18 protein-coding genes and 1 other RNA gene are annotated in these 17,929 nt (G+C 61.0%); 14 read left to right on the top strand and 5 right to left on the bottom strand.

Translation table 11 applies throughout. The features are described 5' to 3' along the window. Positions 1-2: 2 nt before the first annotated feature. The gene (locus NZ453_RS03450) at positions 3-1,412 is read left to right on the top strand and encodes an ATP-binding protein (RefSeq protein WP_263768940.1); all 1,410 of its coding nucleotides are present in this window, start codon (positions 3-5) and stop codon (positions 1,410-1,412) included. A gap of 130 nt (positions 1,413-1,542) precedes the next feature. Here NZ453_RS03450 and NZ453_RS03445 read toward each other — a convergent pair whose 3' ends face one another. Genes NZ453_RS03445 through NZ453_RS03430 form a run of 4 tightly spaced genes read right to left on the bottom strand, consistent with a single transcriptional unit; the run spans position 1,543 to position 3,566 of the window. After that, positions 1,543-2,199 (bottom strand): BON domain-containing protein, encoded by a 657-nt coding sequence (locus NZ453_RS03445; protein WP_263768939.1) that lies wholly within the window; start codon positions 2,197-2,199, stop codon positions 1,543-1,545. Then, positions 2,196-2,789: a phosphoheptose isomerase gene (locus NZ453_RS03440; protein ID WP_263768938.1), complete on the bottom strand. Its 594-nt coding sequence runs from the start codon at positions 2,787-2,789 to the stop codon at positions 2,196-2,198. The genes NZ453_RS03445 and NZ453_RS03440 overlap by 4 nt, the downstream gene beginning before the upstream one ends. Before the next feature lie 41 nt (positions 2,790-2,830). Next, a complete protein-coding gene (locus tag NZ453_RS03435; protein WP_263768936.1) occupies positions 2,831-3,214 on the bottom strand; it encodes an HIRAN domain-containing protein in 384 nt (127 codons plus the stop codon). Further along, the gene (locus NZ453_RS03430) at positions 3,195-3,566 is read right to left on the bottom strand and encodes a YraN family protein (RefSeq protein WP_263768934.1); all 372 of its coding nucleotides are present in this window, start codon (positions 3,564-3,566) and stop codon (positions 3,195-3,197) included. The genes NZ453_RS03435 and NZ453_RS03430 overlap by 20 nt, the downstream gene beginning before the upstream one ends. Before the next feature lie 37 nt (positions 3,567-3,603). Here NZ453_RS03430 and rsmI point away from each other — a divergent pair, with 37 nt between their 5' ends. Beyond that, the gene (rsmI, locus tag NZ453_RS03425) at positions 3,604-4,452 is read left to right on the top strand and encodes a 16S rRNA (cytidine(1402)-2'-O)-methyltransferase (RefSeq protein ID WP_263768933.1); all 849 of its coding nucleotides are present in this window, start codon (positions 3,604-3,606) and stop codon (positions 4,450-4,452) included. 212 nt (positions 4,453-4,664) lie between these two features. On the opposite strand, the gene NZ453_RS03420 is transcribed toward rsmI, so the two are convergent. Continuing rightward, positions 4,665-5,174: a PEP-CTERM sorting domain-containing protein gene (locus NZ453_RS03420; protein ID WP_263768925.1), complete on the bottom strand. Its 510-nt coding sequence runs from the start codon at positions 5,172-5,174 to the stop codon at positions 4,665-4,667. 472 nt (positions 5,175-5,646) lie between these two features. Between NZ453_RS03420 and pyrC the strand changes: the two genes are divergently transcribed. The 12 genes from pyrC to ftsW all read left to right on the top strand — a co-directional run bounded on the left by pyrC (position 5,647) and on the right by ftsW (position 17,884). After that, entirely contained in the window at positions 5,647-6,681 is a 1,035-nt protein-coding gene (gene pyrC, locus NZ453_RS03415; RefSeq protein WP_263768923.1) for a dihydroorotase, read from the top strand. A gap of 28 nt (positions 6,682-6,709) precedes the next feature. Then, a complete protein-coding gene (locus NZ453_RS03410) occupies positions 6,710-7,153 on the top strand; it encodes a hypothetical protein (protein ID WP_263768922.1) in 444 nt (147 codons plus the stop codon). A gap of 32 nt (positions 7,154-7,185) precedes the next feature. After that, an RNA gene (gene rnpB, locus NZ453_RS03405) (RNase P RNA component class A) lies at positions 7,186-7,602 on the top strand. 365 nt (positions 7,603-7,967) lie between these two features. Beyond that, complete coding sequence (gene mraZ, locus NZ453_RS03400; RefSeq protein ID WP_263768921.1) at positions 7,968-8,414, top strand: division/cell wall cluster transcriptional repressor MraZ; 447 nt, start codon at positions 7,968-7,970, stop codon at positions 8,412-8,414. Further along, on the top strand, positions 8,411-9,352 hold the full coding sequence (gene rsmH / locus NZ453_RS03395) for a 16S rRNA (cytosine(1402)-N(4))-methyltransferase RsmH (RefSeq protein ID WP_263768920.1): 942 nt from the start codon (positions 8,411-8,413) through the stop codon (positions 9,350-9,352). The genes mraZ and rsmH overlap by 4 nt, the downstream gene beginning before the upstream one ends. 1 nt (position 9,353) lies before the next feature. Continuing rightward, positions 9,354-9,629, top strand: coding sequence for a cell division protein FtsL (gene ftsL, locus NZ453_RS03390; protein WP_263769022.1), 276 nt, complete (start codon positions 9,354-9,356; stop codon positions 9,627-9,629). Further along, positions 9,626-11,377: a peptidoglycan D,D-transpeptidase FtsI family protein gene (locus NZ453_RS03385; protein WP_263768918.1), complete on the top strand. Its 1,752-nt coding sequence runs from the start codon at positions 9,626-9,628 to the stop codon at positions 11,375-11,377. Before ftsL ends, NZ453_RS03385 begins: the two co-directional genes overlap by 4 nt. Continuing rightward, positions 11,374-12,867 carry a UDP-N-acetylmuramoyl-L-alanyl-D-glutamate--2,6-diaminopimelate ligase gene (locus NZ453_RS03380; protein WP_338051139.1) on the top strand — a complete coding sequence of 498 codons (1,494 nt, stop codon included), beginning with the start codon at positions 11,374-11,376 and terminating at the stop codon, positions 12,865-12,867. Before NZ453_RS03385 ends, NZ453_RS03380 begins: the two co-directional genes overlap by 4 nt. Then, complete coding sequence (locus NZ453_RS03375; RefSeq protein WP_263768917.1) at positions 12,864-14,255, top strand: UDP-N-acetylmuramoyl-tripeptide--D-alanyl-D-alanine ligase; 1,392 nt, start codon at positions 12,864-12,866, stop codon at positions 14,253-14,255. Before NZ453_RS03380 ends, NZ453_RS03375 begins: the two co-directional genes overlap by 4 nt. Further along, positions 14,255-15,343: a phospho-N-acetylmuramoyl-pentapeptide-transferase gene (gene mraY, locus NZ453_RS03370; protein WP_263768916.1), complete on the top strand. Its 1,089-nt coding sequence runs from the start codon at positions 14,255-14,257 to the stop codon at positions 15,341-15,343. The genes NZ453_RS03375 and mraY overlap by 1 nt, the downstream gene beginning before the upstream one ends. A 1-nt stretch (position 15,344) precedes the next feature. Beyond that, positions 15,345-16,724: a UDP-N-acetylmuramoyl-L-alanine--D-glutamate ligase gene (gene murD, locus NZ453_RS03365; RefSeq protein ID WP_263768915.1), complete on the top strand. Its 1,380-nt coding sequence runs from the start codon at positions 15,345-15,347 to the stop codon at positions 16,722-16,724. After that, positions 16,724-17,884 (top strand): putative lipid II flippase FtsW, encoded by a 1,161-nt coding sequence (gene ftsW, locus NZ453_RS03360; protein ID WP_263768914.1) that lies wholly within the window; start codon positions 16,724-16,726, stop codon positions 17,882-17,884. The genes murD and ftsW overlap by 1 nt, the downstream gene beginning before the upstream one ends. Positions 17,885-17,929 lie beyond the last annotated feature (45 nt).

Genomic DNA, 17,929 nt, shown 5'->3' with positions numbered 1-17,929 from the left:
CCATGTTCCAGTCGTTATCCGCACGTGTCTTTGCCATCCTGGCCATCGGCTTGGTGGTCGTTCAGGTTGGCAGCTTCGGGGCCTTTCTTGCTTTTCGCGGCAATGAAAGCCGCCTGCAGATGGAGCGGTTCATGGGGGCTGACGTGGCCTTCGTGTTCGAGTTCATGCGTTCCTTGCCGCCTGAGGAGCGAATCGCATGGCTGCCCCGGTTGGACCGCGGCTATTACACTTTCTCCCTTCTGGACCGGAAATCCGCTCCAGGGGCGACCGTTGGCTTCGAAGAAGATCGACGTGTCGCCGGCCTCCTGAGATTGCTCGAGCAGCACCTTCCCGCCGACGTAAAGCCCGTTTTCCTGCATCCTCAGGCTGCCGAAGTGACGGCCAACGCGTCGAAACTTCAGCGGCTTCTATTGCCGCTTTATTGCATGACGTGGTCGATGTGCCGCGACCTCGATGAAACGTACGTGCAGATCCTGCTCCCGCTGGACGTACAGCAAACGATGGTTTTGCATCTGGTCGACCCGTTTGCCCGACCGAGCGGCGGCACGCTCGCACTCTACCTACTCGCCGTCCTCGTCGCCGTGACTCCCTTTGTGTGGTGGGCGGTACGTCTCACGATGCGGCGAATCACGATCATGCTCGACGCCCTCGAACGTTTCGGTCGTAACATTGCCTCGCCGCCGCTGCCGGAAACCGGGCTCATAGAACTCAAACGTGCGGCCGCCGTATTCAACGGGATGCGCGAGCGCATTCTGCGTCAACTCGACGAGCGCACGCAGATCCTGGCGGCTATTTCACATGACCTTCAAACGCCGTTGACCCGACTCCGCTTGCGGGCAGAAGCGATCGAGTGCGACTCGCATCGCGAGCGTATGGTGGCCGATGTCGATCTCATGGCCGGTCTTGTGAGAGAAGGGCTGGATTATGCGCGCAGTGCTCATCCCTCTGAGCCGCACAGTGCGATCGAAGTCAATCACTGGCTCGAAGGAATGGTCGACGACGCGACAGATGCCGGAGGGGACTGCACACTGTCGGGAACGGCTCAGCAGCCTTATCGGGGTGCTCTGAGAGCGCTCACTCGCGCAACGCAAAACCTCGTCGACAATGCGCTGAAGTTCGGTGGGAGCGCTCGGATCGAGATTGAAGATTCAGCAGAACGCCTCGTGATTCGCGTTCTCGACGAAGGGCCGGGGATTGCGCAGGACTTGCTGGAAAAAGTGTTCGACCCGTTCTTTCGTGCGGAGACCTCCCGCAATCGGGAAACCGGCGGGAGCGGGCTCGGCCTCACCATTGCGCGCAACTTGATTCGAGCCCACGGCGGTGATATTCGGCTGACCAACCGTACGGAAGGCGGGCTTTGCGCGGCCATTGAGTTGCCGCGACGGACCTCGCGATCGGAACGCGTGAACTGAGCCCACAACCGCCTCTGAAATCCGCTTCGTTGTCTCCCGCCAGACGGACTCACGCCGCGCATCTGCCGTTGGGCAGGGTACGGCGGCGGGACCGCTTTCTTTCGCCTACTACTAGCGGTAGGTGTTCTCGCTAGCGCGCTTCAACGGGCGGTGGCTGCGTCTTGTTGCCGGAATTCTTGGATTGCGCAACGTCGAGTTCGCGTGCAGCGGCCGGGCTGATGATCTCGAACAGGTTAACCACTTTCCTTACGCCCGAGGTCGTCCGTGCAACGTTGATTGCCGCATCGGCTTCAGCCTGCGTGACCAAGCCCAGCAGGTAAGCTACGCCGGCCTCGGTCACTACTTTGACGTGCACCGGGTTGAATCTTCCGGTATCGACCGAACGGCTCTTGATCTTCGATGTAATGAACGAGTCGTTGCTCCGGTTGGAGAACGATGAAACCGGGCCGACCGTCGCTTCGTTCATCACGTGCTGCACGTTTGGAATGGTGCCGGTGAGGCTTTCTACGTCCGCTTTCGCTTGTTCGGTCGGGACTTCGCCAGTGATGAGGACTCTCCGATTGAAACTCGTGAAATTGAGATGGGCCTTGTCTCCGAATTTCTCACTGGCGCGGGAAGCAGCCTTCCATTCGATGGTTTCGTCATCGGTTTGCACGCCGAGCGTGCGCCGGTCGAAGGTGGCCAGAACCCCTGTTGTTACACCCGCCGCAACGACCGGGAAACACCCCTGAAGGGCGGGAATAATGGTGGCGCCGACGATAAGCGTGGCGATCAGTTGTTTTTTCATTCTTCAACTCCGAGTAGCAGGCAGTCGATGCCGTCGCAGAGGCAATGCACGGTAAGCGCATGAACCTCCTGGATGCGTGCCGTGCGGTCCGACGGCACGCAGATGTGGATGTCGGTGTCGAGCAGAAGTTCGCCGATCTCGCCGCCACCTTTCCCGGTTAACGCGACAACCCGTAGATCGTTGTCATGCGCCGCGTGAACCGCTTCGACGACGTTTTCCGAATTGCCCGATGTCGAGATGGCGAGCAGGACATCGCCCGGCTGCCCGAGGGCGCGCACCTGTTTGTCGAAAACGAGCTTGTAGCCGTAGTCGTTCGACACGGCGGTCATGATCGAGCTATCGGTGGTCAGCGCAATGGCGGCCAGCCCCTGGCGTTCCATTTCGAAGCGGCCGACCAGTTCGGCGGCAAAATGCTGCGCGTCGGCGGCGGATCCTCCATTGCCACATGCAAGAATCTTGCCGTTGCCGACTAGGCAGGCAACCATCAATTCGGCGGCTTGCGCAATCGGAGCGGCGAGCATCTCAATAGCCGCGAGCTTGGTTTGAGCGCTGTCCGTGAAGTGCTGTCCGATACGGGAAATCAGATCCATGATTGGAGTATGGGGAGCTTTGAACGGGCCTAAGTCTATCATTAGAGAATCAGATAGATTTCAAACTCGAGGCGGCGCCAAGGATCTGGGCCTTCCCGGAGCTGCGAAACCCGGGCATCCAATCTTTCGCCAGCATCGAGCGCAGCTGCTACGGCACGATTCTCGACGCGCGGTACGTAGCCGAGTTTGTGCCCATTCCAGTCGACCCGCACGGCATGGCGATCGTGACGGTTGCCCGGTTCCCGCACCAGTACCAGCCTGTCCCCAACCTTGATTTCCTGTTGGAGCTGTTCCAAAGCATAGTATTGACTGCCGGCGAGCGGTGAGCTTTGTACTAGCAGCTTGACCGATTCGCCGTACACGGGAGCGGCCAGCGAGGCAGCGAAGAGCCAAACGAAAAAGAAACTAATCCGCAGCAAAGGCATCGCGCACCCAGTCAATGGTTTCTCCGTCGAGCAAAACGCAATCGAAACGGCAGTCGGCGTTCGTCTTTCCTTGTGTGACGAGAAAATGTTGCGCGGCGAGGACCACTCTACGCTGCTTGGTTTGAGTAATGCTCGCCGCGGCGCCACCAAAAGATACGTTGCGGCGCAGGCGAACCTCGACGAAGACAATTGTCTTGCCTTCCTGGCAGACAATGTCCAACTCGCCACCCCGGCAATGCACATTGCGGGCGAGGATCTTCAATCCTCGTTGAGCGAGGAATCGCGCGGCTTGTTCTTCCGCTTGTCGGCCGGCCGATGCGGTAGCCGACCTGGCCGTGTTGGAATTGGTCATCGTGGTATCTTTGTTGCCCATTGTTTGCGTCTTCGCCATGACACACGAATCTGCCACATTATATGTAGTGCCCACTCCGCTCGGGAATCTTGGCGACATGACGCTGCGTGCCATCGAGGTCTTGCGGTCGGTCCCCTGGGTGGCCGCTGAAGACACCCGGCATACGGCCCCGCTGCTCAAGCACTACGGTGTTTCCGCCCGCCTCATGGCAGCGCATCAGCATAACGAGGAGGCCGCCGCACATCAGATCATCGACAGGCTGCATGCTGGAGAATCCGTTGCCTTCGTATCCGACGCGGGGACGCCGGCCGTTTCAGATCCCGGCGCCCGCGTGGTGGCTCGTGTACGAGAGGCCGGCTTTCGTGTCATTCCCCTGCCGGGCGCCTGCGCGGCCGTGACGGCGCTGTCTGCCTCGGGCCTCGTCGATCCGCACTTCCTTTTCTACGGGTTTCTGCCTGCCAAAGCCAAGCAGCGCGAGGCGGAGCTTCAGTTGCTCGCAGCGTTTCCTTACACGCTCGTCTTTTATGAAGCTCCGCATCGCATCCTGGAAACTGTCGCCGCCCTGGCGACAGTGCTCGGCGGCGACCGTACTGTCGTGCTTGCACGGGAACTGACAAAACTCTTCGAGACGATTCACAGCGTTTCTTTGAAGGACGCTGTGCGATGGCTGGAAGATGATCCGAACCGGCAACGAGGGGAATTCGTTCTTCTCGTCTCCGGGCCTGGCCCCAACGATGACGATGATGACGGCCTGCGTGTTCTTGGGCTGTTGCTTGACGAAGGCCTGCCGGTCAAGCAGGCGGCGAAGCTTGCGCATGCGATCACCGGGGCAGGAAAGAACGCGATGTACGAGGCTGCGCTGGAACTGAAGAAACGGACGGAATAAACGACGGGGCTGCGCTTTCGCCGCGCCACGTGGTGTGGTCGAGAAAACGAGCGGCAAGTGCAGGGCTTCATACGTTTTAGGCCCTACGGGAGTAGCGTTGGTGTGACGAAACGATCGGAAAGAAAAAGCGCGCGTAGATCGCGCGCTTTTCGTCGGGACTAGAGATACCGAGGCGCTTATTCGGTGTCGCGCCCCGACAGCATCAGGGTAGCTTAATCTGCCTTCGTCCGACGACGTAGTCCAAGAGCGCCCAGACCAAGCGCCGTTAGCAGCAGGCTTCCTGGCTCAGGAACGCCTTGCGGGCCGCAATTGACTTGGCATTGGCTCGGATCTGCGTAGTGGGGGAGATAGAACGGATCGATGCTCAGAACGTTCTGGCCGGATGGCATGTCGTAAAGGTCCAGTCCCAGACCGGGTGCGCTGCTGCCGATCAGTCCTGGGTATTGCGTTTCGACATGGAAGGTCATCGTGGTGCCGACGAGTACCTGGAGCAGTTTCTCGAATTTCTTCACGCCATCGTCCCAAATGCGGAACAATGCTTGATCGTAGCCGCCCGCATCGTTGACCGAGCCGGTAAACGTGATATCGCCAAAGAAGTAGACGCCGGCCGTGTCATACTCGGCGCCGCCCGTGTTGGTGATTGAAGGGCTGAGCATCGCGTTGGCCGAGCCCGCAAGTCCGAGGCATAGCGCGGTGGCGACTCCGCCGATTATTTTACGCAAGCTTTTTGCGGATTGTCCCCTCTGTTCTGTCCTGTTCTGTTTCATTGATTTTCTCCAATTTACGAAGGCCAGTTCCTCCATTGCGGTGGTAAGCGAAAATCGAGCCACTCGCCTGAATCGGTTGTATGGCCAGGGGTTGGAGGGTCTCGGTGACTTTCTATCAATGGGTTGTTGTAAAAACCCCCGACATGACTATGGTCATAGCAAACGCCGCCCCCTAAGAGTGTTCTAGCCATGTCCCGGAATGTGGGCGGTGGCCGTATGCACCGCCTAAATCTGCTTGGCGAACGCTGAACGCGGAGGGGCTCGTCCGTTTTCCTTGGTGTGTTCATTTGTAAGCGACGGCGTTCGTCGGGAGAAGTGGAATAACACGGCCATTTGAGCAGGGTTTTCAATGCCGACGAACTGTTCGTTCGGCTCGGGAATGTGAGCTTTGCTTTAGAATTCCGCATTCCTGACCCGGTGGTGATTTATGCGCCTGACCATTACCCGTCCCGATGATTGGCATCTGCATCTGCGTGATGGAGAAGCCTTGGCCGCTGTGCTGCCGCATAGCGCGCGCCAGTTCGCTCGCGCGATCGTTATGCCGAACCTGCGGCCGCCCGTGACGACAGTCGCCTTGGCGGCTGCTTATCGCGCCAGAATTCTCGCGGCATTACCGCCCGATGCTTCGTTCGAGCCCCTCATGACCCTGTATTTGACGGACGTGACTACGGCGGACGAGATTCGGCGGGCGGCCGATAGCGGTTTCGTGAAAGCCGTAAAACTCTACCCGGCTGGAGCGACGACGAACTCCACCGCCGGGGTCACCGATCTCGCGCGCTGCGCCCTGGCGCTTGCGGAGATGGAAAAATGCGGATTACCACTGCTCGTACACGGTGAAGTCACCGATCCCGGAATCGATATCTTTGATCGCGAGTCCGTTTTCATCGAACGCGTGTTGCGTCCGCTGCTGAACCGCTATCCCGGATTACGTGTGGTGTTTGAACACGTTACAACTCGCGATGCCGTGGAGTTTGTTGCCGAGTCAGGGGCGAATATAGCGGCGACGATCACCGCGCATCATTTGCTCTATAACCGTAACGCCCTGCTCGTCGGCGGTGTGCGCCCGCACTATTACTGTCTGCCGGTGCTCAAGCGCGAAACGCACAGGCTGGCACTGGTGCGGGCGGCCACGTCGGATAGCGGAAAGTTCTTTCTTGGAACCGATTCTGCACCGCATGCCCGACACACTAAGGAAGCTGCCTGCGGTTGCGCCGGCTGCTATACGGCTCATGCGGCCCTTGAACTCTATGCCGAGGCGTTCGCAGCGGCTCAAGCCCTGGACAAACTGGAGGCGTTTGCCAGTTTCAACGGCCCGGACTTCTACGGTCTGCCGCGGAACGCCGCGAAAGTGACGTTGCAGCAAGAGGAGTGGACTGTACCGGAAGAGCTTCCTTATGCCGGAGGGGAGGGGCTTGTGCCCTTGCGTGCCGGTGAACGGCTACACTGGAAACAGGTCGACTGAGAATGGTCCGATAGGCCGAGGGGGTGCCGTGTTGCTGAAGCGTTTCTTGCCATTGTTTGCTCTGCCATTTCTGGTGGGATGTTCCGACGAGCGAGCGACATTCGAGATCCAGGGCAGCGCGCATGCGCTCAGCCTGATCCGAGTCGTTTCCTGGCCATGGGACAAGACGGCCAAATTCTCGGTGGTGGCGGCGCGGATGCCTGATTGCATGCGACGTCATGCGATGTCGGAGGTTGATGCTAGGGCCAAGGTTGAAGTGTTCTCTCCCGGCAACAACGCGTGGATTCTCCGTCAGGCAGGGCGAATGTTCGTCGTCGAAACGAGAACCTGCGAAGGCTTCGCCCCGCTGGAAGGTGTTCCGGAGGGTGGTCTCGGTCGCTTGATGGGGACGTTCGAGATGACCGATGGCAAACTCGTTTTCAACCGAGCGGCAGCCCCGTCTGAGGCGCCGAATCCGGCGCCGACCAACTGAGCCCGTGCAATCGCCCGTATAATCCAGGCCGGGAAGTCGGCCAGGCAATCGCTGGGCAAGGGCGCAAGCCCAAGCCGAGAGGAAAGTCCGGGCTTCGCAGAGCAGGATGCCGGCTAACGGCCGGGCACCGTAAGGTGACGGAAAGTGCAACAGAGAGTAGACCGCCGATGGCCGCAAGGACTTCGTCGCCGCAAGGCCAAGAAGTTCTTCATGTGGGGCAGGGAAACCGGCTCCGCCGGCTCAGGCAAGGGTGAAACGGCGAGGTAAGAGCTCACCGCGGACGTGGTAACACGGACGGCACGGTAAACCCCATCCGAAGCAAGGCCAAATAGGGAAGCATAGGCGTGGCTCGCGCTGCTTCCGGGTAGGCTGCTTGAGTGCACCGGTAACGGTGCGCCTAGAGGAATGGTTGCCCTCGACAGAACCCGGCTTATCGGCCGACTTCCCCCTTCATTCCGTGGATTCCCTGGAGCGAGAAGGGTGCGCTTTCCTCCGTTGACCCGGCTCAAATTGCGGTTTTCAAGGTCTAACGGTACCCCTTCGGCATGTCGTGCTTCTCTTTCCGTGTCTATTTCGCGGTCGCCACTCTTCTCTGATCACAAACCACTTTAAGTTGTGTTTTTTCCTTCTTGTTTATTAAGGAAAAATTTCTTACGCTTCTGCATGCAAAAGCGACGGTAAGTCTTTGTTGCGATTGAAAAAACATCACGAAAACCGCTTGCGTTAGCCGATTCTTTGCCTTAAAGTGGGAGTTAGTGGCGAAAAGTGGGAAATCGGGGATTTCCAGTTCGCCAGCAGGAGAGGGTGCGGTTCGATGTTCCAAGGTGCGGCAGCGTTGAGTCTCGACGTCAAAGGTCGGCTGGCCATTCCGGCTCGCCACCGGGAGGCGCTCGTCGCCGCGTCGGATGGCCAGTTGGTGCTTACCGCGCATCCCCATCGCTGCCTTCTGCTCTATCCGGCACCGGCCTGGGAACCGATTCGAGACAAGGTGCTCGCGGCGTCCAGCCTCAATCCCCAGTCGGCCGCGATCAAGCGGCTGCTTGTTGGTAACGCCAGGGACGAGGCAATGGATTCGGCCGGGCGTTTGCTCGTCGCCCCGGAGTTGCGCCAATTCGCTCAACTCGATAAGCAGGTTTGGCTCGTCGGGCAGGGAAGCCACTTTGAAATCTGGTCCGACATCGGCTGGCAGAAACAGCAGGAAATCTTCTTCGCCATGGGCGATCAAGCGCTGCCGCCCGACCTTGAGGACCTGGCGCTGTGACCGCTCTTTTGCCGCACCGCACGGTGCTGCTGAAGGAGGCGGTCGAGGCGTTGCGAATCAATCCCTCCGGCATCTACGTCGACGGCACTTTTGGCCGCGGTGGCCACGCGCGCGCCGTTTTGAGTGCGTTAGGTCGGGACGGGCGCCTCGTCGCCCTTGATCGCGATCCGGAAGCCCTGGCGGCGGCACGCGCCATCGACGATAAGCGGCTGAAAGTCGTTCACGCCAACTTCGGTCAGTTGGCGCACGTTCTGCGCGAACTTGGCCTGGCTGCCGTGAACGGCGTGCTGCTCGATATCGGGGTCTCGTCGCCGCAGCTCGACAAGGGCGAGCGCGGTTTCAGCTTCCGATTCGATGCGCCGCTCGACATGCGGATGGACACCACGCAGGGAGAAACGGCCGCCGAGTTTCTGGCACGCGCCGAGGTGAAGGAAATAACGGAGGTAATAAAAAACTATGGCGAAGAACGGTTTGCTTTCCAGATTGCAAAGAAGATTGTGGCTGCTCGGGGCGAGCGGCCTCTTGCAACCACGGGGCAGCTCGCCGCGCTCGTACGCGAGGCCGTGCGGACCCGCGAGCCCGGCCAGGATCCGGCGACGCGTACGTTTCAGGCTTTACGGATTCACGTCAATCAAGAACTCGAGCAACTTGCGCTAGTTCTTCCGCAGGCAACCGACGCACTGACTGACGGCGGAAGGCTCGTGGTCATCAGTTTTCATTCGCTGGAAGATCGCATCGTCAAGCGCTATATGCGCGAGGCGGCGTCGCCTGACACGCTGCCGAAGAATCTTCCTCTGCGTTCCGTTGATCTACCGACGCCAAAACTGCGGCTGGTTGGCAAGCCGGTCAAGGCGACGCCCGAGGAGATCGTTGCCAATCCACGGGCGCGCAGCGCTGTCATGCGTGTCGCCGAAAGAGTCGGCGGGGGGCGTGCCTGAAATGGTCCGCTTCAACCTTCTGCTCCTTATCGCCGTTGTCGTTTGCGCGCTGGGCGTTGTTACGTCGCAGCACAAAGCACGTCGTTTGTTCCAGGCGTTGGAGCATGAGCAGGAACGGGCGCGCCAACTCGATGTCGAGTACGGGCAATTGCAACTCGAGTTGTCGACGTGGGCGACTTCGCCGCGCATCGAGAAAATCGCGCGCGAGAAACTCAAGATGCGTACGCCGGAACCGGGCAAGACGCTGACGATTCCGGCGGCGGGAGTGACCCAATGATCAATTTCAAGGGAGCGCGCGCGCACAAATTCGCCGAGAGCCCGCTTTTGAAGTTGCGCTTGCCCGCCTGGCGGTCGCGCATGATCGGCATGTTGATCCTCGGCGGCTTCGCCATTCTGATCGGGCGTTCGTTCTACCTGCAGGTCTTGCACAACGAATTCCTCCAGGAAAAGGGCGAGTCGCGTTATCGCCGGGATCTTGAGATTTCCGCGTCGCGCGGACGAATCGCGGATCGGCACGGCGATGTGCTGGCGATTTCGACTCCGATGAAATCGGTTTGGGCAATTCCCGCGGAGGCGCGGCTAACACCCGAACAGACCAAGCAGCTCGCCGCTCTGCTTGAAATGGACGCTAAGGAACTGGCGCGGCGCTTGGCCAGCGACAAGTCCTTCGTTTTCCTGCAGCGGCAGTTGCCTCCGGAAATCGGTGACAAGGTGGCGGCGCTCAAACTGCCCGGTATCGGTCAGGACCGCGAATACCGCCGCTACTATCCGGCGGGCGAGATGACGGCGCACATGGTCGGCTTCACCGGAGTCGACGACAAGGGACTGGAAGGCGTGGAACTCGCTTTTCAGAGCCAGTTGCTTGGACACCCCGGGAGCCGCAGCGTGATCAAGGATCGCCGCGGCCAGATCGTCGAGGACGTGGGATCTATCAAACCGCCGCAGGACGGCAAGGACATTCGTCTGGCGCTTGATTCGAAGATTCAGTACCTCGCCTATACGCATCTGAAGCAGGCAGTTGCCGACAACAAGGCTAAGGCAGGCGGCGCGGTCGTCATTGATGTGAAGACCGGCGAAATCCTGGCTCTCGCCAACTGGCCGACGTACAACCCGAACAACCGCGAACGGTTGTCTGGAGCGCAACTGCGAAACCGGGCAGTGACCGACACGTTTGAACCCGGCTCGACGCTCAAGCCGTTCTCGGTCGCCCTGGCGCTCGAAGACGGCAAGGTTCGCTTTGACTCGATCATCGACTGCGCGCCGGGGCGCCTCACCATCGGGACGGCGACAATTTCGGATGCCCACCCACATGGGCCGCTCACCGTCGCGCAGGTCATCCAAAAGTCCTCCAACGTCGGGGCTGCGAAAATCGCCGCCACGCTTACGCCGCAACAGATGTGGGAAATGTTCGATGCGGTGGGTTTCGGCCAAATATCACGGCTCGGATTTCCCGGCGAAGTTGGCGGCCGGGTAAGGCCTTGGAAGAGTTGGCGGCCGATCGAGCAAGCCACGATGTCGTACGGGCACGGGATATCCGTGTCGCTGCTCCAACTCGCCCGCGCTTATACCGTGTTCGCCCGCGAAGGCGACCTGATTCCTCTGTCGCTGACCCGCGTTGACGCCACTCCGCCATCCACGCCGGTGTTCAGTCAGCAGACGGCCCGCGAGATGCGAGCCATGCTCGAAATGGCGGTGCAGCCGGGAGGTACGGCCCCGCGCGCCCAGATTCCCGGCTATCGCGTCGCTGGCAAGACGGGAACGGCCTATAAGTTGGAGGGTGGGCAGTACGCGAAGAAGTATGTCGCTTCCTTCGTTGGCTTTGCACCAGCGTCGGATCCGCGCTTGGTCGTTGCGATCATGATCGACGAGCCGGGCGGCCTGCAGCACTACGGCGGCGACGTTGCCGGTCCCACGTTCGCCAGCCTGATGGGCGGTGCGTTGCGCACGCTGGGCATACCACCCGATACGCCGTTCCCTACGCCCAAGAACTTGACAGTCGCTCGGGCTGAAAGGGAGGCGCTGTGAGTTTGCGCCCCGTGTCTGTTGATTCCACCGTTTCGGCCATTTTGCAGGAGTTCGCGCTGCGCGGCGTCCAGCCGGCGGGGGTCGCTGACGACAGCCGCCAGGTAAGGCGCGGCGACTTGTTCATTGCTTATCCTGGAGACTTGGCCGACGGTCGTCGTTATATTCCGGATGCACTCACCCGTGGAGCCTGTGCCGTACTTTGGGAGCCGGGTGGCGACTTTGCGTGGAATCCGGAATGGCAGGTCGCCAACGTGTCGACAAACGGTCTTCGGCAACTCTGCGGACCGCTCGCTCACACCGTGTTTGGCCGGCCGAGCGAGCGCTTGTCGCTGATCGCCGTGACGGGGACCAACGGAAAAACGACCATTACTCAATGGACCGGGCGCACGCATCCGCGGCCGTGTGCGGTGGTCGGAACGCTCGGCGCCGGTTTTCCGGACGGCATGACAGCAACCGGGCTCACAACACCCGAGGCGACGACGCTTACCCGTTATCTTTCCGAATTCGCTGCAGCGGGCGCACAGGCATGCGCGCTTGAGGCGTCGTCGATCGGCATCGAAGAGGGGCGTCTGGACGGGGCGCGTATCGATACCGCCGTCTTTACCAACCTCACGCGAGACCACCTCGATTACCACGGCTCGATGGAGGACTACGCGCGCGCCAAGGAGCGCCTGTTTACGTGGCCTCGGCTTCGCCTTGCCGTCATCAATCTGGATGATCCGTTCGGTCGCGAACTCATGCAACGGACGACGGCCACGCGTGTTTTGCCTTATACGATTTCCGACGATCCGGTTGAGCATACCGGCGCGGTGTGTGCGGAGAACGTTCAGGAGACGGTAAACGGATTGCGGTTCGGGCTTTCGACGCCGAATGGCCGTGCGATTGTCGAGACGGGATTGCTCGGCCGTTACAACGTGTCCAACCTGCTTGCGGTCGCCGCCGTATTGGTCGACGCCGGGCTGAGTGCGTCGCAAATCGCCGACCGCTTTGCCGCTCTGTCGTCACCCCCGGGGCGTTTGGAAAAGATCGGGGGCGATGGAGAGCCGCTGGTGGTCGTTGATTACGCGCACACGCCGGATGCCTTGGAGAGCGCGCTCAAGGCGCTGCGCCCCGTGGCGGCGGTGCGAGGCGGACGGCTGGTCGTTGCTTTCGGTTGCGGAGGCGATCGCGATCATGGGAAACGTCCCTTGATGGGCGAAATCGCTACTCGCCTGGCAGACACCGTAGTCCTCACTAGCGACAACCCGCGTAGCGAGCAGCCGCAGGCGATCATCGACGAAATTCGCCAAGCCGCGCCGACGGCCGAGGTCGAAGCGGATCGGGCCGTTGCCATACGACGCACGATCATTTCGGCGCACCCGCTCGACGTGGTTCTGCTCGCAGGCAAAGGGCACGAACCCTATCAAGAAATATCCGGCGTACGACGGCCATTCTCAGACTTGACAGAAGCCGCCGCTGCCCTAGCCGCCCGTAGAGAGGGGGCACAATGACCATAAGAATGACATTGCAGGAAGCAGCCTCGGGCCTGGCAGGGCGGTTGATCAGCAATTCACCGGCCGCCGTGGAGTTCGTCGGCGTATCGACTGACAGTCGAAAAATCGCCCCCAGCGAGCTCTTCTTCGCGCTGCGCGGAGAAACGTTCGACGGGCACGAATTCGTTGACGTGGCGAAGACGCGCGGTGCCGCAGCGGCCGTTGTAGATACAGCGGCCGCCAGCCGTCTCGCGGGCCTTGGATTGCCATTGCTCGTGGTTGACGACACGCGATTGGCACTCGGTTCTCTGGCCGCTTTGTGGCGGCAGCGCTTCTCCATCCCGATCATCGCCGTTACCGGCAGCAACGGCAAAACCACCAGTAAGGAGATGATCGCCAGCATCATGAAGGCGGCGTTCGGCGACACCATCCTTGCGACCCAGGGCAATCTCAACAACGACATCGGTTTACCTTTGACGTTGATGCAACTCGACACCGCGCACCACGCGGCGATTATCGAGATGGGAATGAACCACCCGGGCGAGATCGCCTACCTCGCGCGCATTGCCCGGCCGACCGTTGCCCTGGTGACCAACGCGCAACGCGCGCACCTGGCCGGGATGGGAACGATCGAAACAATTGCTTCCGAGAAGGGCAGTGTTTTCAAATGCCTCGACGAGCAGGGGGTGGCGGTCTTCAATGCCGACGATCAATGGGCCGCGCTTTGGCGCGTGCAAAGCGTCAATCGCCGGGTGATGTCGTTCGCCTTCGAGCGGCCCGCGGAAGTCAATGGACGCTATCGCTCTCACGGCCTCGATAACCGCCTGACGATCATCCGGCAGGGCAAGGAGATCGAAGTTTCATTGGCATTGCCGGGGGCTCATAACGCGCGCAATGCGCTCGGCTCAGCTACCGCGGCGCTTGCCGCGGGCGCTTCGCTCGACAACGTGCGCGAAGGGCTTGCCGCCTTCCGCGGCGTCAAGGGGCGCCTGCAACGGCGCGTCGGCCTCAATGGCTCGATGGTGCTCGACGACACGTATAACGCTAATCCCGACTCGGTGCGTGCAGGCATCGACGTGCTGGCGGCTACTGTGGGCAGGAAGATTCTGGTCCTCGGCGATATGGGCGAGATCGGTGACATGACGGGCCAGTTTCACGATGAAATTGGCGGATACGCCAAGAGCCAGGGTATCGACATGCTGCTCGCCTTCGGGGAATCCAGCGCGCTGGCGGCGCATAACTTTGGCGCCGGTGGGCGGCACTTCAAGAAGATCGAAGAACTCATTGAAGCGGCAACGGCCGAGCTCGCCGCGGAAACGACGGTCCTCGTCAAAGGATCGCGCTTCATGCGCATGGAGCGTGTCGCTGATGCTCTCGCCGCGCCGGCGGCGGGGGGAGAAAAATAATGTTATTGACGCTCGCACAATGGTTGGCGCAGGACATACGCGGTTTCAACGTTTTCAACTACATCACGTTGCGTACGGTGCTTGCCGCGATGACGGCGCTGATCATTTCGTTCATGGCTGGCCCACGCGTGATCCGCTGGCTGGCGGAGAAGAAGATCGGGCAGGCCGTGCGCACGGAAGGACCGCAGACGCACCTCGTCAAATCGGGAACACCGACGATGGGTGGCGCGCTGATCCTGATCGCCATCGGCATCACCACCCTGCTTTGGGGCGACCTCACTAACCGCTACGTCTGGGTCGTGCTCATCGTCACCCTCGGTTTCGGAGCGATCGGCTGGTATGACGATTGGCGTAAGGTCGTTTACCGCGATCCCAAGGGCCTCGCCAGCCGCTGGAAATTCTTCTGGCAGTCGGTGCTCGGCCTGACGGTCGCTGTCTATCTCTCCATCTCGGCAACCGTGCCGGCCCAACTCGAGCTTATTGTGCCGTTCTTTAAGACCGTGGCGTATCCGCTCGGTGCGATTGGCTTCATCATCCTGACTTACATCGTCATCGTCGGGACCAGTAACGCCGTCAACCTGACGGACGGGTTGGATGGGCTGGCCATCATGCCGACCGTGATGATCGCCGGCGCATTGGCCATCTTTTCCTACGTCGCCGGTAGCGCGGTGTTTTCCAAATACCTGCTTCTGCCATATATCGCTGGTGCCGGAGAACTGGCCGTTTTTCTCGGCGCCATGGCCGGCGCAGGCCTTGGCTTTCTGTGGTTCAACGCCTATCCCGCCGAAGTCTTTATGGGCGACGTGGGCGCGCTCGCGCTCGGCGCGGCGCTCGGAACGGTTGCGGTGATCGTCCGTCAGGAGATCGTTCTCGCCGTCATGGGGGGCGTGTTCGTTGCCGAGACGTTGTCGGTCGCCGCGCAGGTGCTCTATTTCCGGTTCACCGGCGGCAAGCGGATCTTCCGCATGGCGCCGTTGCACCACCACTACGAACTCGGCGGATGGAAGGAAACCCAGGTTGTCGTCCGCTTCTGGATCATCACCATCATGTTGGTGCTGGTCGGCCTCTCCACCTTGAAGTTGCGCTGATATGGAACTCGCAGGAAAGCGCGTACTCGTCGTCGGTCTCGGGGAAAGCGGTCTCGCCATGGCACGCTGGGTGGCGCGCCAAGGCGCCGCTGTGCGTGTCGTCGACAGCCGCGAACGCCCGCCTAACGTCGACGCGCTGCATAAAGCGGTGCCGAACGCCGAACTGGTGGCCGGACCGTTTGTCAAGGCGAGTTTCGAAAGTGTCGACCTCATCGCCGTTTCACCCGGTGTGCCGGTACAGACGCCGGCGCTGCAGGCAGCAGCGGCACGCGGCGTTCCGGTGGTTTCGGAGGTCGAGCTGTTTGCTTGGGCGATCCGCGTACTGACTCCTCAGGCAAAGGTCATCGCGATTACCGGCAGCAACGGCAAGACGACGACTACGGCTCTGGCCGCGCATCTGCTCAACTCCGCGGGAATGCCGGCGATTGCCTGCGGCAACATCTCGCCGTCGGTTCTTGACGCATTGATGAGCGTCGTCGACGGCGAAGCTCAGGCTCCGGCCGTTTGGGTTCTTGAGCTTTCGAGTTTTCAACTCGAAACGACGTACACGCTGAGCGCGGACGCCGCGACGGTGCTTAACATCAGCGAAGACCACCTCGACCGCTATGCCGGCATGCCTGAGTACGCGGCGGCCAAGGAACGCGTGTTTCAAGGGCATGGGACGCTGGTCATCAATCGGGACGATGCCTATAACGCAGGCTTTGCCGCACGAGCGGGCTCTGGCCGGCGCCTAGTGAGCTTCGGTTTGCAAGCAGCGCCTGGAATGGGTGATTACGGTATCGAGAGCGGCTGGATCACGCGCGGTACCGAGCGCTTGATCGCGCTTGACTCCATGAAACTCGTGGGTCTGCACAACGCGGCCAACGCCATGGCCGCGCTGGCGCTGTGCGAAGCCGTTGGTGCGATGCCGCGCACCATGTTGCCGGGGCTTGCCGAATTCGCCGGCTTGCCGCACCGCGTTGAACTCGTCGCGGAAATCGATGGCGTTTCGTATTACGACGACTCGAAAGGAACGAACGTCGGTTCGACCTTGGCGGCCGTGCAAGGCATGGGCCGCAAGGTGGCGATTATCCTCGGGGGCGAGGGCAAGGAGCAGGATTTCTCGCCGCTGAAGCCCGCATTGGCCGAGTACGCACGGGCCGTCGCGCTGATCGGCCGCGATGCGGGGATTATCGGCTCGGCCATCACCGGTTGGGGGGCGCCGATGGAGCGCTGCTCCGACATGGAGTCGGCGGTCCGCTGGTGTGCCGCACAAGCGTTACCGGGCGACGCCGTACTGCTGTCCCCGGCGTGTGCGAGCTTCGATATGTTCCGCAACTACGCGCATCGCGCGCAGGTGTTCGTTGAAGCCGTGCGGTCACTGCAAAGGAGCAAGCGCTGATGGTGCCGGCGATCGACGCTCCGCGGCGGATGCCTGCCGAAGTGGACTTGGCGCTCCTGTGGAGCAGCCTGATCCTGCTCATGATCGGCCTGATCATGGTCTATTCCGCTTCGGTGGCGATCGCCGAGGGTGGGCGCATGACTGGCAACCAGCCGGCCTACTTCCTCGTTCGGCACGGCGTCTTCCTCGCTGTAGGACTCGTCGCCGCCGCCGTTGCATTCCAAGTGCCCCTGTCGGCGTGGCAGAAGGCGGCGCCATGGCTTTTTGTCGCTGGTTTCGTACTGCTCGCCATTGTTCTGATCCCGGGCATCGGCCGCGAGGTCAATGGCGCGCGTCGCTGGATCACGCTCGGTTTCGTGAACCCGCAGCCGTCGGAACTCATGAAACTGTTCGCTGTGCTCTATGCCGCCGATTACACGGTGCGCAAGATGCCGCACATGCACGATCTGAAGAAAGCCTTCCTGCCGATGGCCGGAGCAATGGTCGCCGTCGGTGTGCTGTTGCTCAAGGAACCCGACTTCGGGGCTTTCGTTGTGATTACCTCGATCGCGATCGGTATCCTCTTCCTCGGTGGCATGCGGGCGCGGCTGTTCGCGATCCTGATTGTTGTGCTCGTCGTCGCATTCGCTGTGCTGATTATCGTCTCCCCGTACCGGCGCGACCGCATCTTCGGTTTTATGGATCCATGGTCGGACGCGTTCGGGCGCGGCTATCAGCTTTCCCATGCGCTGATCGCATTCGGTCGGGGCGAGCTGTTTGGCGTCGGTCTCGGCGCGAGCGTCGAGAAGCTCTTCTACCTGCCCGAGGCGCACACCGATTTCCTACTCGCGGTGATCGCCGAGGAACTCGGTTTTTCGGGAGTGATCCTCGTCGTCGTCCTCTTCGGGCTCCTGATCCAGCGTGCCTTCGCGATCGGCCGGCAAGCGGTGGCGCTCGAGCGCGTGTACCCATCACTCGTTGCTCAAGGGGTTGGCATCTGGATCGGTATCCAGAGCTTCATCAACATGGGTGTCAACATGGGGCTCTTGCCCACGAAGGGCCTGACGTTGCCATTGATGAGCTATGGCGGGGCCGGCATTGTCGCTAACTGCGTCGCCCTTGCCATTCTCCTGCGTGTCGATTGGGAGAACCGGCAATTGATGCGGGGAGCCAAGCTGTGAGAGCGGTGAGCGCTGTGCTGCGAAGCTATGATGCCGGCCAGTCAT

This window comes from Propionivibrio soli (genome assembly GCF_025770765.1).
GTDB classification, from domain to species: Bacteria; Pseudomonadota; Gammaproteobacteria; order Burkholderiales; family Rhodocyclaceae; genus Propionivibrio; species Propionivibrio soli.
This window is presented reverse-complemented; position numbering and strand designations above follow the sequence as displayed.

Excerpts from the sequence above, each read along its gene's own strand:
- NZ453_RS03440 (WP_263768938.1), bottom strand. The coding sequence starts at position 2,789 with ATGGATCTGATTTCCCGTATCGGACAGCACTTCACGGACAGCGCTCAA.
- mraZ (WP_263768921.1), top strand. The coding sequence starts at position 7,968 with ATGTTCCAAGGTGCGGCAGCGTTGAGTCTCGACGTCAAAGGTCGGCTG.
- rsmI (WP_263768933.1), top strand. The coding sequence starts at position 3,604 with ATGACACACGAATCTGCCACATTATATGTAGTGCCCACTCCGCTCGGG.
- pyrC (WP_263768923.1), top strand. The coding sequence starts at position 5,647 with ATGCGCCTGACCATTACCCGTCCCGATGATTGGCATCTGCATCTGCGT.
- NZ453_RS03430 (WP_263768934.1), bottom strand. The coding sequence starts at position 3,566 with ATGACCAATTCCAACACGGCCAGGTCGGCTACCGCATCGGCCGGCCGA.
- NZ453_RS03450 (WP_263768940.1), top strand. The coding sequence starts at position 3 with ATGTTCCAGTCGTTATCCGCACGTGTCTTTGCCATCCTGGCCATCGGC.
- murD (WP_263768915.1), top strand. The coding sequence starts at position 15,345 with ATGGAACTCGCAGGAAAGCGCGTACTCGTCGTCGGTCTCGGGGAAAGC.
- NZ453_RS03435 (WP_263768936.1), bottom strand. The coding sequence starts at position 3,214 with ATGCCTTTGCTGCGGATTAGTTTCTTTTTCGTTTGGCTCTTCGCTGCC.
- NZ453_RS03375 (WP_263768917.1), top strand. The coding sequence starts at position 12,864 with ATGACCATAAGAATGACATTGCAGGAAGCAGCCTCGGGCCTGGCAGGG.
- mraY (WP_263768916.1), top strand. The coding sequence starts at position 14,255 with ATGTTATTGACGCTCGCACAATGGTTGGCGCAGGACATACGCGGTTTC.
- NZ453_RS03445 (WP_263768939.1), bottom strand. The coding sequence starts at position 2,199 with ATGAAAAAACAACTGATCGCCACGCTTATCGTCGGCGCCACCATTATT.
- ftsL (WP_263769022.1), top strand. The coding sequence starts at position 9,354 with ATGGTCCGCTTCAACCTTCTGCTCCTTATCGCCGTTGTCGTTTGCGCG.
- NZ453_RS03385 (WP_263768918.1), top strand. The coding sequence starts at position 9,626 with ATGATCAATTTCAAGGGAGCGCGCGCGCACAAATTCGCCGAGAGCCCG.
- ftsW (WP_263768914.1), top strand. The coding sequence starts at position 16,724 with ATGGTGCCGGCGATCGACGCTCCGCGGCGGATGCCTGCCGAAGTGGAC.